The 16,457-nt window shown below is 43.8% G+C and carries 7 protein-coding genes, 2 tRNA genes and 3 rRNA genes; 4 read left to right on the forward strand and 8 right to left on the reverse strand.

Annotated elements, in window-relative coordinates; genetic code table 11:
* Positions 1-71: 71 nt before the first annotated feature.
* Both FLA_RS17725 and FLA_RS17730 read left to right on the forward strand, forming a co-directional pair.
* Positions 72-578, forward strand: a complete 507-nt coding sequence (locus tag FLA_RS17725; protein ID WP_096511118.1) for an RNA polymerase sigma factor — start codon at positions 72-74, stop codon at positions 576-578.
* A complete protein-coding gene (locus tag FLA_RS17730; protein WP_076381342.1) occupies positions 571-1,869 on the forward strand; it encodes a hypothetical protein in 1,299 nt (432 codons plus the stop codon). Before FLA_RS17725 ends, FLA_RS17730 begins: the two co-directional genes overlap by 8 nt.
* Before the next feature lie 18 nt (positions 1,870-1,887).
* Here the strand turns inward: FLA_RS17730 and FLA_RS17735 are convergent, their stop codons facing one another.
* Positions 1,888-3,315: an L-serine ammonia-lyase gene (locus tag FLA_RS17735; RefSeq protein ID WP_076381341.1), complete on the reverse strand. Its 1,428-nt coding sequence runs from the start codon at positions 3,313-3,315 to the stop codon at positions 1,888-1,890.
* Positions 3,316-4,014: 699 nt separating this feature from the next.
* Between FLA_RS17735 and FLA_RS17740 the strand changes: the two genes are divergently transcribed.
* On the forward strand, positions 4,015-4,965 hold the full coding sequence (locus FLA_RS17740) for a fasciclin domain-containing protein (RefSeq protein WP_076381340.1): 951 nt from the start codon (positions 4,015-4,017) through the stop codon (positions 4,963-4,965).
* A gap of 134 nt (positions 4,966-5,099) precedes the next feature.
* On the forward strand, positions 5,100-6,290 hold the full coding sequence (locus FLA_RS17745) for a pyridoxal phosphate-dependent aminotransferase (RefSeq protein WP_076381339.1): 1,191 nt from the start codon (positions 5,100-5,102) through the stop codon (positions 6,288-6,290).
* 226 nt (positions 6,291-6,516) lie between these two features.
* Here FLA_RS17745 and rrf read toward each other — a convergent pair.
* From rrf to FLA_RS17780, 7 genes are all read right to left on the reverse strand, one after another.
* Positions 6,517-6,628 (reverse strand): 5S ribosomal RNA (gene rrf / locus FLA_RS17750).
* 157 nt (positions 6,629-6,785) lie between these two features.
* Positions 6,786-9,586, reverse strand: a 23S ribosomal RNA gene (locus FLA_RS17755).
* A 247-nt stretch (positions 9,587-9,833) separates the two neighbouring features.
* Positions 9,834-9,907 (reverse strand) — tRNA-Ala (locus FLA_RS17760).
* Between the two features lie 14 nt (positions 9,908-9,921).
* Positions 9,922-9,995: transfer RNA gene (locus FLA_RS17765), tRNA-Ile, on the reverse strand.
* A 128-nt stretch (positions 9,996-10,123) separates the two neighbouring features.
* Positions 10,124-11,652: ribosomal RNA gene (locus FLA_RS17770) — 16S ribosomal RNA — on the reverse strand.
* Together the 16S, 23S and 5S rRNA genes with 2 tRNA genes alongside form the textbook arrangement of a ribosomal RNA operon.
* 1,247 nt (positions 11,653-12,899) lie before the next feature.
* Positions 12,900-14,732, reverse strand: a complete 1,833-nt coding sequence (gene treZ / locus FLA_RS17775) for a malto-oligosyltrehalose trehalohydrolase (protein ID WP_076378548.1) — start codon at positions 14,730-14,732, stop codon at positions 12,900-12,902.
* An 18-nt stretch (positions 14,733-14,750) separates the two neighbouring features.
* On the reverse strand, positions 14,751-16,364 hold the full coding sequence (locus FLA_RS17780) for an alpha-amylase family glycosyl hydrolase (RefSeq protein ID WP_076379330.1): 1,614 nt from the start codon (positions 16,362-16,364) through the stop codon (positions 14,751-14,753).
* Between the last annotated feature and the right edge of the window lie 93 nt (positions 16,365-16,457).

The raw sequence follows: 16,457 nt of genomic DNA on the forward strand, positions 1-16,457 counted from the left end.
CCGGTATACCAGTTCGATTACCGGTTTCCATCACCAAAGTGGGAGCACCGAACCTGTCACATATTATAGAAATGTGTTGTCAAAACGACCGCACCGCACAGGAACAGCTGTACCGGCAGTTCTTTGGCCTGTTCTATACGGTGGCGAAGGATTTTTCTAAAGATAACCAAACCCTGTTATCAATTGTAAATGAAGCCTTTCTAAAAATTTTCACCCATTTAAAAGATTTTGACAGCAAAAAGGCTTCTTTTGAAACCTGGGGCAAAACCATTGTACGTAATGTATGTATTGACCATTATCGTAAAAACAAAAACCAGGTAGAATTAACCGACATATCAGATATAGACATTGAAAATTTAGAATATTCAGTACCGATACACGGCCACAATCGTGACATGGATTATTATTTCAACCAATTGCCTTCCATTACCGGCAAAGTATGCAGAATGTTCTTTATGCAGGGTTTCACGCATAAAGAAATAGGCAAAGAATTGGGCATCAGCGAAACTACATCACGCTGGCACCTGATGGAAGGAAAAAAACGATTGCAGGACCTTTTAAAGAAGAAGTATGCATGATCTGCAATTTTTAGAAAACCAGGGATGGGAGCAAATGCAGGAATTGCTCCATCTGCACATGCCACAGCAAAAAACTGTGGCTAAACCTGTTCGTTTTCTAACGTTATTGCTGGCCGCCGCCTGCTTGCTGGTTCTGTTTTGTATTCCTGCCCTGCTTTCAGACACTTCTTATAACTATCACCGTACTATAACTTATAACGCTGATGGCGAGCGAACAACATCCTCTCTGCCACAACCATCTGCTGTTTTACATGATAATGATATCTCATCCCATAATGTTGCCATAAAGCCAACAAGCACTGCTCCTACCAAACCACTGGCATCCCTTCAATCTGCATTAACAGGCAACGCCAGCCCCCTGCCTTATAGCCAACAAGCCGATTCACAATTGCTGGCCTGGACCATTACAGCTCCGGACTTAACCAGTAAGCAGGCAAAAAATGTGGAACGTGTTCCTATTAGATTACCATTGATATTTTTCCCCGCTAACAATAATACCCGACAGCTACAGTTACAATTACCGTTAACAACTGCCACAACCCAGCCAGATAAGCAAACATTATTGCGTATGACCAATCAACAAGTACGTATCAGTGTTAAAGGCGTAATGCTATCCGACTATCAATTATACAGCTTACCATCTTATCCTTCTGTGGGCACTTCTGTACAAATAGGTAAGAACCTGCGTTTTTCTTCAGGCATGTCGTCACTGGTACCTGGCAACTTCGGGCAGCCTTTGGTAAGTAATTACAATAATGTAGTTGCTAATAATACTGTAGCTGCCGCCTTACCTCCCAATGCCAATGCTACACCTGATTTGTCTGTAACCGCCATGGCAGCAGCCAAAACATCCTTTATACCAGGAGTGCAGTCTTATATGAAACCGGATAATGAGAACACTACCAGCCAGGCACAGGCAAATACAAGAGGGGATGCACGGCAAATAACGTCGGTAGTGCCTAATTGGAATAGCGTGTTTGCCAACAGAACGCTGACACGCCCTGCTATAACGGAGTTTATCAATCCATCGTTAGTACATGCGGCTACCGTTGCCACCACTAATAAGCCAGAATCAGCAACTACTACTGCACCTGACGCCAATACCAACCAGTTATATAATATCAGAAATTCTGAAAGACGGTTTCTGTTTCATGTACAATACCAGTTTAACAAGTATACACTGGGACTACAATATTCCCGCGCCTTCACACCCTCCGGAAACATAATAGGTCAGCCCCAGTATAGAAACCAATCGGTTAATCTTTCACTGGGAATCAGGTTATTCAGGTAAAATGGCGAATGCTGTTGATCAGCATTCGCTAAGACTAATGGGGATGTGCACAGCCAATCCGCCATCTGCAGTTTCTTTATACTTACTGCTCATATCCAGCGCAGTATCCCACATGGTTTTAATTACTTTATCCAACGATACTTTCGCATAATCAGGAGTGCTTTGTAAGCCCAGCTGAGCGGCCGTAATAGCTTTTACAGCCCCCATAGTGTTACGTTCGATACAAGGCACCTGCACTAACCCGCCAATAGGATCGCAGGTAAGCCCCAGGTGATGCTCCATAGCAATTTCAGCTGCCATAATTGCCTGGCGCTGTGTGCCACCCAGGCTTTCTGTGAGCGCAGCAGCTGCCATGGCACTGGACACTCCTATCTCAGCCTGGCAACCACCCATAGCCGCCGATATGGTAGCTCCTTTTTTGAAGATGCTGCCTATTTCACTGGCCGTTAATAAAAAGCGTATAATTTTCTCTTCATCATTACCATCGCAAAATGCAATGTAATACAATAACACAGCTGGTATTACCCCTGCCGCACCATTAGTAGGCGCTGTTACCACACGCCCGAAAGAAGCATTTTCTTCGTTTACCGCCAATGCAAAGCAACTTACACAATCCAGTATGTACTGGAAACTAGAACCTCCACGTTTAATCACCTGCAGCCAGCTATCAAAATCAGTATAACCGGTAGCACCGGTCAACCGCTTGTTTAAATCAGCTGCACGGCGGCGTACATTCAACCCACCAGGTAAAATGCCCTGGCTATGAATGCCTCGATAGATGCATTCGCGCATCGTATTCCATATCTGTAGCACACCTTTACGTGTTGCTGCATCACTACGCCAGGCGCTTTCATTTTCCATCACCACCTCATTAATGGTAAGGCCGGTTTTCATACACCAATGCAGCAAATCTTCAGAAGTATTCACCGGAAAAGGCAAATCCACGCTGGCCGCTTTTGAAGCAGTTTCCCCTTCCTGCACCACAAATCCACCACCTACCGAATAATAGGTTTCGCTAATAGCTTCGCCATTATCCAGCGTAGCCAGAAAACTAAGGCCATTGGGATGGAAAGGCAATGAATCGTTATATAAAAACTGCATATCAGTTTCGGTATTAAAAGCAAGCCATTTAACACCTCCCCAATGCAGCTGACATAACTCGTTAATAGCTGCTATTTTATCATTAATAGAATTTACATCAATAGTAACAGGATCTTCCCCACTTAATCCCATCAACACGGCCACATCCGTACCGTGGCCTTTTCCGGTTTTAGCTAATGAGCCATACAATAACACCTGCACATGAACAGGCGAGGCTAAAGGAAAACGGGTTTGTATAGCATTGATAAAACGTTGTGCTGCGCGCCAGGGTCCAAGGGTGTGGGAGCTGGAAGGGCCAACTCCTATTTTAAACATATCAAAAACCGAAATAGCTTCGTGGGACATATATATATTTAGAATACAAACGTACGTTCTTTAGTGTAATGATGTTGTGACACATCTTACTTAATAACGAAAAATTACATCCCCTCCACACAACAGCACCAACATATTTTTCTACTTCAATTGCAAATTTTAATTCTAAAAAAGAATAAGTACACATATATTTGTATTATCAACGAACACGTTAGATGTTCCTGATTGTTAAAAAACATATTTCGCGCTTACACTTTGCAGGCAACTGACAAAGTGATCGCTTACAATCTCGTCATTGGAAAACTAGGAAATTTTACATCGGCACGAGGGGTTAAGTTAAGCGCCCATGCATATTTTTGTAATGAAAGTGTGTGGGCCATCTTACCTACGTGTGCCGAAGGCTCTTCCTAGTGCCTCCATGAACATGTTACGTGTAAGAATTGGTCTGCACACTTTCGTTTTTGTGAGTGCCCATTCTTGCTAATCAGGCTACCGGAAACCTGAATTATAATCATCCAATATCTGCGTGAATTAACCATTCTGTAATTATCTATATATACCTGATTGTAAAATGTATTGCATGCAGTCGTGTGGCTGTGCGCAGGATAAATATTGTATCGTATTTACCCTGGGGAGGGGTATGCGCTCCCCCCGCTGTTTCTACAGCGGGGCTTTTTTCTTAACCATATTTTGCAGCACAGCAGATGGTTTTGATTTACATTCGTGGCAATGAAACAGTTTTTATATACCTTATTGGTGATGATAGCAGGCATAGCCTGTATCAGCAGTTGTAAAAACAAATTTGCTACACCACCCAATGAATCTATTGCTCAACTGATAGACGCCAATTCTGATTATTCTATCCTTGACTCCGCGTTGGTAAGAACAGGTTATAAAAGCATATTAAGCACTTCGCCCAGCCTAACCCTATTTGCGCCTAACAATGCCGCTTTTGCTGCCGCCGGCTATACTTTAGACTCCATTAAAACAATGGATACCGCCAGGCTAAATAAATTAATTGGCTACCACCTGATAGGGGAAGCCCTTACACCAGGTAACATAAAAGCACAAAGCAGATTGCAAACCCTCAATGGGCAATACATTTATACCAGCCACACGGCTATATACGGATCGCGCGTAAATGGCTTACCTATTGAAAACAGCTATATAGCCGCATCCAATGGTATTATACATGCTATTTCGCAACTGCTGGTATCACCCACCAAAACATTACAGCAATTTTTAGAAGCAGATACCACACTGAGCTTATACAGAGCAGCTTTGAACATGGCTACCGATACCATTACCGTTTTTAATACTACTGTCAGCTATCATACTTTGTTTGCTCCGGTAAATAACGCTTTCCGGCAAGCTGGTTTAGGTACTGTAACAGCCTTATCAGCAGCATTAACCACTGATAGCATACTTAAACTGGTAAACCATCATTATATCAGTGCCACTTTATGGCAAACAGGTGATTTTATATATAATACCCAGGTGACAACTGCATCGGATAGTTTAATTATTCTTAACACGGAAGAAAATAGCAGTAATAAGCAATTGGGTGTATATGTACGAAACCGCCCGGCCTTGTTCTTTGTGCCTTTCTTAACCAAAGATTCTTTTGCAACCAATGGTATCATTCATAAAGTAGATACACTCTTCTGGCCTAACAGATAATTGCACAGAAAACTTTATTCAACAAAAACATAATAACATTCAATATTTTCCAACAAAGCTTGCCAGGGTTTAAGAAATTTTAAAAGAAAACCGTAGCTTATTACTTACTTTTGGTGCCAAATTGGAAATAAGCTATGCAACTATCTTCGTTACTGCAACGTTTTAACGAGCCTGAAACATTAAAAATGGCCAAACTGGGCCGCGAATTGAGGGCAAAAGGCGTAGACGTAATTGATCTAAGCCTGGGTGAACCGGATTTTGATACTCCTGCACACATTAAAGAAGCAGCTATTAAAGCCATCAACGACAACTGGAGCCATTACACTCCTGTAGCTGGTTTTTTAGACTTGCGTGAAGCAGCCTGCACTAAGTTAAAACGCGACAATAACCTCGATTATAAGCCAGAGCATATTATTACTTCTACCGGTGCTAAACAAAGTTTGGCCAACGCCATCCTGGCATTAGTAGACGATGGCGATGAAGTAATTATTCCAACTCCTTACTGGGTTACCTACTCCGAGCTGGTGAAAATAGCACGCGGTAAAGTCGTAGAAGCAAAAACTACACTGGAAAGCGGCTTTAAAATCACCCCTGCTCAACTGGAAGCAGCCATCACATCTAAAACCAAATTATTTCTGTTCTCCAGTCCCTGCAATCCTTCTGGTGCAGTGTACAGCAAAGCAGAACTGGAAGCGTTAGCAGCTGTGTTTGCTAAACATCCTAACATTTACATCATTTCTGACGAGATATACGAATACATCAACTTCGTAAGCAAGCACGAAAGCATTGCGCAGTTTGGTGAACTGAAAGACCGTACTGTAGTTATCAACGGCTTAAGTAAAGGCTTTGCGATGACTGGCTGGCGTTTAGGCTATACTGCTTCTAATACAGAGATAGCCAAAGCGATGGAAAAAATTCAGGGCCAGATGACAAGCGCTACTTGCTCTATTACTCAAAAAGCAGCGGTAGTAGCTTTAACAACCGATCTGAAACCTTCTTTCGAAATGACGGAAGAATTTACCCGCAGAAGAGCAAGAGTATTGGAACTGGTAAAAGACATTCCAGGCTTCAAAACCTTCCAACCCGAAGGTGCATTCTATATCTTCCCTGATATTTCTTACTATTTCGGAAAATCTGATGGAACTACCACTATCACCAATTCAGCAGACTTCAGCATGTATTTACTAAATACTGCCAACGTATCTTCTGTAATGGGTGATGCTTTTGGCGAACCTAATTGTGTTCGCTTCTCTTTCGCCAATAGCCTGCCTAACATTGAAAAGGCATGGGCACGTATTAAAGAAGCATTGGCTAAACTGAAATAAGAACAACTCTGCTGGGAATTATCCTGGCGTAGATTGACTATTATAAATAAAAATCCCGGTTATCTTTTAGGTGACCGGGATTTTTATTTATAATAGTCAACCTGGTATAATTGGTAAAGTACATGATTGGAGAAGGTAATAATCAACGCCAGGCAGGTGGTATGTATATTGGGATATATACAAAACAAAAACGCCTCAACTGTTTCCAGTGAGGCGCTTTTAATAAATATGGCAACTACCTACTCTCCCGCATTTCTTTGCAGTACCATCGGCCATGAGGGGCTTAACTTCTCTGTTCGGTAAGGGAAGAGGTGAACACCCTCGGCATAATCACCATAAGATCTTAAATTGTTAGTTCGTAGTCGTTTCTTATCAGTTACTCTATTCACTGACTTGCACTACAATCTCTCAACCGTAATAAGATACATATTGGGAAGCTCAACTAAAGAGTTTTAATATCTACTTACTCTCCATTGCTTTCGAGCGATATTAAAAAAATTAAAGCTTACGGGTAATTAGTACTACTCGACTTTGTTGTTACCAACTTTACATCTATAGCCTATCAACGTCATAGTCTTTGACAACCCTTAAAAGGAAACTCATCTTGAGGTAGGTTTCACGCTTAGATGCTTTCAGCGTTTATCCTGACTGTACATAGCTACTCTGCAATACACCGAGCGGCATAACAGATTCACCAGCGGTACATGCGACCCGGTCCTCTCGTACTAAGGTCACGTCCCCGCAATTTCCTAACGCCCACCACAGATAGGGACCGAACTGTCTTGCGACGTTCTGAACCCAGTTCACGTGCCACTTTAATCGGCGAACAGCCGAACCCTTGGGACCTTCTCCAGCCCCAGGATGTGACGAACCGACATCGAGGTGCCAAACCTTACCGTCGATATGAGCTCTTGGGTAAGATCAGCCTGTTATCCCCGGAGTACCTTTTATCCTTTGAGCGACGGCCCTTCCATACAGAACCGCCGGATCACTTTAGCCAGCTTTCGCTCCTGATCGACTTGTTTGTCTCACAGTCAAGCACCCTTATACTAATGCGCTCTACGTACGATTACCAACCGTACTGAGGGTACCTTTGCAAGCCTCCGTTACTTTTTAGGAGGCGACCACCCCAGTCAAACTACCCACCATGCAATGTCTCCATTTTCTGGATTAGGTCCTAAGTAACAAAAGGTTGGTATTTCAACGTTGACTCCATAACTCCTGGCGAAGCTACTTCACAGTCTCCCAACTATCCTACACATTTGTTACTCAAGATCAATGCAAAGTTGTAGTGAAGGTTCACGGGGTCTTTCCGTCCCGTGGCGGGTAACCGGCATCTTCACCGATACTACAATTTCACCGGGCTCGTGGAGGAGACAGTATTCAACTCATTAGACCATTCGTGCAGGTCGGAACTTACCCGACAAGGAATTTCGCTACCTTAGGACCGTTATAGTTACGGCCGCCGTTTACTGGGGCTTCAGTCAGAAGCTTTGGCTTGCGCCGAACATCCTTCCTTAACCTTCCAGCACCGGGCAGGTTTCAGGCTCTATACGTCATCTTTCGATTTTGCAGGGCCCTGTGTTTTTGTTAAACAGTTGGTTGAATCATTTTACTGAGACCGTATCGCTACGGTACGCCTTGTCCCGAAGTTACAGCGTCAATTTGCCTAGTTCCTTCTCCACGGCTCACCCGAGCGCCTTAGAATACTCATCCCGTCTACCTGTGTCGGTTTGCGGTACTGGCTGCTATACTCGCTTTTCTCGGCACCAATTTTATGATTTCGACTCCTCCGAAGATTCATCTCTACGCACTATTCTGTCAGTACGTAACCACCACGTCGATGCGTCACTTTTAATGCATAGCAGGTGAAGGAATATTAACCTTCTTTCCATCAGATGCCCCTTTCGGGTTTTCCTAAGGACCAGACTAACCCTGATCCGATTAACGTTGATCAGGAACCCTTAGACTTTCGGCGAAGAAGTTTTTCACTTCTTTTATCGTTACTTATGCCTACATTTTCTTTTGAAATCGCTCCACCATTAGTCGCCTAACAGCTTCGATGCAATTTCAATGCTCCCCTACCACTCAGATATTATCTGAATCTAGAACTTCGGTTCGTAGTTTGATGCCCGATTATTTTCCGTGCAGGATCTCTCGACCAGTGAGCTGTTACGCACTCTTTAAATGAATGGCTGCTTCCAAGCCAACATCCTGGCTGTTATTGAAATCCCACCTCGTTTGATCAACTTAACTACGTATTAGGGACCTTAGTTGCTAGTCTGGGTTATTTCCCTCTCGGCCACGGACCTTAGCGCCCGCAGCCTCACTCCTGTAGATATTTAACAGCATTCGGAGTTTGTCAGGGTTTGGTAGGCGGTGAAGCCCCCTAGCCCAATCAGTAGCTCTACCTCTGTTAAACTTCTATATACAAGGCTGTTCCTAAAAACATTTCGGGGAGAACGAGCTATCTCTCAGTTTGATTGGCCTTTCACCCCTATCCACAGGTCATCCCAAGACTTTTCAACGTCAACGGGTTCGGTCCTCCATTCTGTGTTACCAGAACTTCAACCTGCCCATGGATAGATCACAAAGTTTCGCGTCTGCCCCCACTGACTAATCGCCCTATTCGGACTCGCTTTCGCTACGGCTCCATTCGTTCACGAATTTAACCTCGCCAGTGAGGAGCAACTCGTAGGCTCATTATGCAAAAGGCACGCCGTCACAACCTAAGTTGCTCCGACCGCTTGTAGGCGCACGGTTTCAGGTACTATTTCACTCCCTTGTTCAGGGTGCTTTTCACCTTTCCCTTACGGTACTGGTTCACTATCGGTGTCTGAGGAGTATTTAGCCTTACCAGATGGTGCTGGCAGATTCACGCAGGATTCCTCCGGTCCCGCGCTACTCAGGATACTACTCGTCCATGTTAATTTCTATCTACAGGGCTATCACCTGCTATGGCCCAACTTTCCAGATGGTTCGATTTGATAACACTTTCTAAACGTAGTCCTACAACCCCGAAACAGCACGCTATTTCGGTTTGGGCTCTTCCCTTTTCGCTCGCCACTACTCTGGGAATCATTCTTATTTTCTTTTCCTCCGGGTACTTAGATGTTTCAGTTCTCCGGGTTGGCTCTCTTTCGAGTAATTACTCTTCAAGTAATTAGGTTGTCCCATTCGGAAATGCAGGGATATTACGCTCGTGTGCAGCTCCCCCTGCCTTATCGCAGCTTACCACGTCCTTCATCGCCTCTCAGACCCTAGGCATCCACCATGCGCCCTTATTTCGCTTTAAAAAACTTACATGTTTTTATTCAGCATTTGTTCATCCTAAAATGAACTCCACTATATAAAATCTCTCTTTAGTAATTTTGCTTTCCCAATATGTCAAAGAACTCTATTCATTCCTTTCTTTCTTGCGATCGAATGGAAGAACTTTAGTAGATAGTAAGGTTATGAACCTTTAGGCCATTATGCCGTATCTCATTAATTTCAAAAGAACTTGTGTTATTGCTGTTTGCATCCTGCTTACAGCTTTTAAAGTGGAGGATATCGGAGTCGAACCGATGACCCTCTGCGTGCAAGGCAGATGCTCTAGCCAACTGAGCTAACCCCCCAGTAAAACATTAAGTAGACCCGACCAGAGTTGAACTGGTGACCTCTACATTATCAGTGTAGCGCTCTAACCAACTGAGCTACGGGTCTGTTTCGAGTCATACTATTCAGTATCTGAAAGATCTTTATTTTTTAGTTACGTTTTTTATTTATCTAATCAGACAAATAAAAATTGAAAGAAGAAGGAAACAACAATTAAAAAGTGAGCGTCGCTCTAAAAAGGAGGTATTCCAGCCGCACCTTCCGGTACGGCTACCTTGTTACGACTTAGCCCCAATTACCAGTTTTACCCTAGGCAGTTCCTTGCGGTTACCGACTTCAGGTCCCCCCGGCTTTCATGGCTTGACGGGCGGTGTGTGCAAGGTCCGGGAACGTATTCACCGTATCATTGCTGATATACGATTACTAGCGATTCCAGCTTCACGCAGTCGAGTTGCAGACTGCGATCCGAACTGAGATAACTTTTTTGAGATTAGCATCTTGTCGCCAAGTAGCAGCTCTTTGTAGTTACCATTGTAGCACGTGTGTAGCCCTGGGCATAAAGGCCATGATGACTTGACATCATCCCCTCCTTCCTCGCGTCTTACGACGGCAGTTTCTTTAGAGTTCCCAGCTTAACCTGATGGCAACTAAAGATAGGGGTTGCGCTCGTTGCGGGACTTAACCCAACACCTCACGGCACGAGCTGACGACAGCCATGCAGCACCTTACAATCTGTGTATTGCTACAAAATGAACTTTCATCCACGGTCAAACTGCATTCTAGCCCAGGTAAGGTTCCTCGCGTATCATCGAATTAAACCACATGCTCCACCGCTTGTGCGGACCCCCGCCAATTCCTTTGAGTTTCAACCTTGCGGTCGTACTTCCCAGGTGGGATACTTAATGCTTTCGCTCAGACACACACTGTGTATCGCGTATGTCGAGTATCCATCGTTTAGGGCGTGGACTACCAGGGTATCTAATCCTGTTTGATCCCCACGCTTTCGTGCATCAGCGTCAATTCACCTATAGTCAGCTGCCTTCGCAATCGGTGTTCTATGTCATATCTAAGCATTTCACCGCTACATGACATATTCCGCTAACCTCCAGGAAATTCAAGACACATAGTATCAATGGCAGTTTCAAAGTTAAGCTTTGAGATTTCACCACTGACTTACATGCCCGCCTACGCACCCTTTAAACCCAGTGAATCCGGATAACGCTTGCACCCTCCGTATTACCGCGGCTGCTGGCACGGAGTTAGCCGGTGCTTATTCATCTGGTACCGTCAAGACATTTAGAAAAACGTTGTTTCGTCCCAGATAAAAGAAGTTTACAATCCAGAGGACCTTCATCCTCCACGCGGCATGGCTGGTTCAGACTTGCGTCCATTGACCAATATTCCTTACTGCTGCCTCCCGTAGGAGTCGGGCCCGTGTCTCAGTGCCCGTGTGGCTGATCATGCTCTCACATCAGCTATCGATCGTAGGCTTGGTGGGCCGTTACCCCGCCAACTACCTAATCGAACGCACACCCATCTTCAAGTGATAAATCTTTAATAACAACACGATGCCGAGCCGTTATTCTATGGGGCATTAATCCAAATTTCTCTGGGCTATTCCCCGCTTGAAGGAAGGTTGTGTACGTGTTCCGCACCCGTTTGCCGGTCGTCACCCATATATTGCTATACTGTGCTACCCCTCGACTTGCATGTATTAAGCCTGCCGCTAGCGTTCATCCTGAGCCAGGATCAAACTCTCCATTGTAAATGAGTTTTGATCACTAACTTAATTTCTCTCGAAATTGCGTCTGTGAATTTTAATTTTGTTACGTTGCTTACACTTACCTACTATTTAAAGTAGTACTGTTGCTTCCATTCTTTCAAAGAACTTAAAAATTGCTGATGGTCAGGTTTCGATCCCGTAGGCCTTAGAGCCGGTCATCATTTTCAAAGTAGAAGAGCTTTTTTTTGTTTTCCCGTCCGTCACTTTCGTTTCATTCGGGTTGCAAAGGTAGCAGTTTTTATTTCAAATTAGCAAATTTATTTTTGAATTATTTTTGAAGTTAATTCTTTATAAACCGCTGATTTTCAATGAACTGTTCCCGTTTTATTGGGAGTGCAAAGGTAACAGTTTCGAAACATTCACCAAATTTATTTTTAGTTATTTCTCAACCTTTTTTACCACTTGCTGTTTAAAGAACTGCCCGCTATTTGTGTAGTGGGCGGCAAAGATAAGAACCTTTGTTACGCTACCAAATATAATTACCCCTTTTTGCAAATATTTTCAAGGAAACAAGGCTGATCAGCAGCCATTTGGCCTTTGAAATGGGATAAGGAGGTATGAAATATTATCTGAATTGTAGACACCAAGATAATATAACCACGGTAAAGACTTTTTATCTGGTACTATTGAAACAATCCAGCGTTCTGCTAAGTTTTTCAATAATGCTGCGGAAATACACTGGAGAACGCTGAGATTTCCACGGACATTTGAACAAAGAATCTGGAGTCGTGCTGGTCTCTTACATAGCACTGAGTTAAATGAGTGCAGTACTCCGGAATTCGACTATAGAGCTGCTGAAAAAGTCCAGAGCACTTCTGATTCTTGCAATGCCCAACCAGAAAAAATAATCAGCACTCCGGATCTCCTCAGCAATACTGGCGGAAGTTCCAGGAGGACTCCGGACTTCCCGGCCAGTACCGGGTAAGGAAAATGGAAACTCTATTTTTATTACGTATATTATCTAAAAAGAAGGCACACCCCTCCTCCTTCTTTCACCACAACTCTTATAAAATTCAGTAGACTGATCTTTTCCATGCGTTTTTACATAAAAAGTATACTTAATTATCCAGATTCTTTCACATTACCCCCTTACAGAACATACAGGACTCTCGTCTCATCCACTACAACTCCTTTGAAAGCCAGCAATACACCCTATTTCTCCCGGAATAACAGATAAAAACTTACCAGTGCGGATGAGTTTGTACAACAATTTATCTATGCATAAGAAGTTATACAGCCAGATATACCACTACACCATAAGGAGGCAATACCATTTCATCCGTGTCTGTTATTAAAATTGGCCTTTGCGGCATCTCCTGAACAAATGCCCTCTCCTCTTCTACCTGCCATTGCTGTTCTGTAGAATCCAATAATTTTTGCCATGTTTTACCAGCTAAGGGCAAAGGATAGCTAAGAGACTTTTCTGAAAAATTAAAACCACAAAATAAATGCTGAGTCCCCCTATCATCCTGCCTGTGTACCACACAACCATCTTCCCCTATTGCCGTTATATATATATTGTTCTTGTTCAGATTGCTTAATAAGGCCTGTTTTTTACGCAAAACTATCAGCTGTGTGTACCAACGGAGCATTACTTGATGCCTGCCCGTGTTGCGTTGCTGCCATTGCAGTTTACAGTTATGATATACTTGTTCACTCAAAGCATCTGGCGGATCTACCTCCCAATTAAAAGCTGCAAATTCTTTCTTGCGTCCCTCTATTAAACTATCCCGCAGTTGCTGTTCGCTATAATCTGCAAAAAAACAAAAGGGTGTTTCTGCTGCATACTCCTCTCCCATAAACAGCATAGGAACGTAGGGTGAAAGTAAAACAGCTGCTGCTGCCAGTTTTAGTTGTGCAAAGCTGGTTAACACTGATAAACGTTCGCCTGTGGGACGATTACCTACTATATCATGATTTTGACTAAACACTACAAACCTGTTGCCATGAATGCCCGCTGAAGAAGCGCCATGCCTGCGTTTACGAAACTGTACATATTCACCGCTGTGCACAAAACCCTCTTTAAAAGCCTTTACCAACTGCTGCATACGACCAAAATCGCCATAATGTTCTATTCCTTTTTTATCCACCAGCACATATAAGGCGTGATGAAAATCGTCCAGCCATTGTGCAGTAAATCCCCATCCTCCGGCTTCCGGATGTTTAATTACATGTGGGCTGTTTAAGTCACTTTCTGCCACCAGGTATAAGGGCCGCCCGGCCTGTTGCTGCAACTCCTGTACCTTATGGTAACAGTATTCCCAAAAAGGCACCGCCCCCCGATCGTACACTTCATGCACTGCGTCAGCCCGTAGCCCGTCTATATGATAATGCGTAAACCAGTGCAGCATGTTATTGGCAAAGTAATCCCGTACACCATCGCACCAGGCGTCGTCAAAATTCAATGCATCTCCCCAGGGCGTATGGTACTTTCCGGAAAAGTAAGGACCAAAAGCTGCCAGGTAATTCCCCTCGGGCCCCAGGTGATTGTATATAATATCCAGAAAAACGGCAATCCCTTTACTATGACAAGCATCTACCAACATTTTTAAACCATCCGGCCCGCCATAACTGTTGTGCACAGCATAAGGGTATACTCCATCATAACCCCAGTTACGATTGCCTGGAAACTGCGCCACGGGCATTAACTCAATAGCATTCACTCCCAATGTAACCAGATCGTCTAGATAAGCAATGATCGCTTCCAGATTTCCCTCCGGGGTAAAAGTACCCGGATGCAGTTCATACATAACCAGCTGCTCAAAAGGCAAACCGCACCAGTCAGCATCTGTCCAGGTAAATTCATGATGAAATACAACCTGCGAAGCGCCATGTACCCCTTCCGGCTGATAGTGCGACATAGGATCAGGAAAATCCTTCTCTCCATCAGGCATATAAAAATAACGGGTCCCCACCGGCACGTTTTCAATGGTAAGACTAAAATAGCCATCGCTCTCTCTGTTCATAGCAAGCTTCTTTTCTTCTGGCTGTATCAGGTGTAATATCATGGCTTGCTTTAACGGAGCCCAAACGCGAAATGTATATGATTGATTGTTTTTCATTGCAAGCTTACCAACCTTTTACTCATTTTGTAATTGAATAATCACCCCATCATCTCCTGCCAGGTTAACCCGGTTGTCAATAACTACTCCCTCTAGTTCTGGCGTGGTTGCCATTATCACTATACCTTTAAATGCAAGCGCCGGTGTTGTAAAATAGCAAGGTTTATGACTCAGGTTCAACACTATTAAAAAACGGTTATGCCCTTCCTGATGCCTTATATAAGCAATCATTTGAGTATCTGCATATACAGGAGTATAATCACCGGCATGTAATGAAGGCTCTGACTGGCGCAGAATTATTAAACGATGATACAATGCCAGCATGGAATAAGCATCCCTTTGTTGCAGCTGTACATTGGTTCTGCCATACACTGCATCCAGGCGCAACCAGGGCTTACCCGTTGTAAAACCAGCGTTGGCCGTATTATCCCATTGCATAGGCGTGCGGCCGGGATCGCGGCTCAGGTTCTTATCCGGCATGTTTAATCCCTGTGGGTCCTGTACTTCATTAAAAGGAATAGGAACATCGCGCATTCCTATTTCATCTCCATAATAAATAGTAGGTGTGCCTCTTAAAGTAAGTAACAAAATAGCAGCAACACGCGCTTGCTGCTGTCCTACCCTGCTGGTAATGCGGGGTTGATCGTGATTACCCAGTACCCAATTTGGCCAGGCATTTACAGGCAATGCCCCTTCATACTGATCAATAGCAGCAGCAATTTGCCGTGCATTCCACGGCATGTTCAGCAACAGGAAATTAAAAGGTAAATGAGCGCCATCGTTGTTGGTACCATAATAGGTTACCAGCTTATTCACAGGCAGATAAATCTCTCCTATCATCATTCTTTCCGGAAATTCATTCAATAAACCACGCATACGCTTTACAATATCATGTACTTCAGGCTGGTCGGTCGAATACACAGGAAGCAATTGCTCATAGGTAGCCATGTGTGGTTCGTAAGCTACATTAGGCGGGTTATCACGCCACTGCGCGTCTTTTACCATATGCCACATCACATCAACCCTAAACCCATCTACCCCTTTTTGTAACCAAAAACGCATTACATCCAGCATGGCCCCCTGCACAGCCGGATTGCGCCAATTTAAATCGGGCTGTTCTTTTAAAAAGGCATGATAATAATACTGCTGTGTGGGCTCATCCCATTCCCAGGCACCACCTCCAAACATGCTTAGCCAGTTATTGGGTGGCGAACCATCTTTTTTAGCATCCTTCCATATATACCAATCCCTTTTGGAATTATGGAGCGATGAGCGGGATTCCAGAAACCAGGGATGCAGATGGGAAGTATGATTAGGAACCAGATCCAATATCAGTTTCATACCGTATGCATGCACTTCCTGTACTAGTCTGTCAAATCCGGCCATAGTACCAAATAAAGGATGTATTCCAATATAATCAGCTATGTCATATCCAAAATCAGCCATAGGAGAAGGATAAACCGGCGAAAGCCAGACAGCATTTACTCCCAGCCATTTCAAGTATTCCAGTCGCTGTATAATACCTTCTATATCTCCTACTCCATCCCCATTACTATCCTGAAATGAACGGGGATATACCTGGTAGATTATGCCTTTTTGCCACCACAGGCTGGTATTTTCCGGTTGTGCCATATCATTGGTTTCTATCTTAATTACAGCCAAATCATATACCAGTTCATAACCCAGACTGTTGCCCTGCTGTTGTCACCATTGAATGGGTAATTT

This window comes from Filimonas lacunae, from assembly GCF_002355595.1.
Classification (GTDB): Bacteria; Bacteroidota; Bacteroidia; order Chitinophagales; family Chitinophagaceae; genus Filimonas; species Filimonas lacunae.

Excerpts from the sequence above, each read along its gene's own strand:
- FLA_RS17725 (WP_096511118.1), top strand. The coding sequence starts at position 72 with ATGTGTTGTCAAAACGACCGCACCGCACAGGAACAGCTGTACCGGCAG.
- FLA_RS17780 (WP_076379330.1), bottom strand. The coding sequence starts at position 16,364 with ATGGCACAACCGGAAAATACCAGCCTGTGGTGGCAAAAAGGCATAATC.
- treZ (WP_076378548.1), bottom strand. The coding sequence starts at position 14,732 with ATGAAAAACAATCAATCATATACATTTCGCGTTTGGGCTCCGTTAAAG.
- FLA_RS17745 (WP_076381339.1), top strand. The coding sequence starts at position 5,100 with ATGCAACTATCTTCGTTACTGCAACGTTTTAACGAGCCTGAAACATTA.
- FLA_RS17735 (WP_076381341.1), bottom strand. The coding sequence starts at position 3,315 with ATGTCCCACGAAGCTATTTCGGTTTTTGATATGTTTAAAATAGGAGTT.
- FLA_RS17730 (WP_076381342.1), top strand. The coding sequence starts at position 571 with ATGCATGATCTGCAATTTTTAGAAAACCAGGGATGGGAGCAAATGCAG.
- FLA_RS17740 (WP_076381340.1), top strand. The coding sequence starts at position 4,015 with ATGAAACAGTTTTTATATACCTTATTGGTGATGATAGCAGGCATAGCC.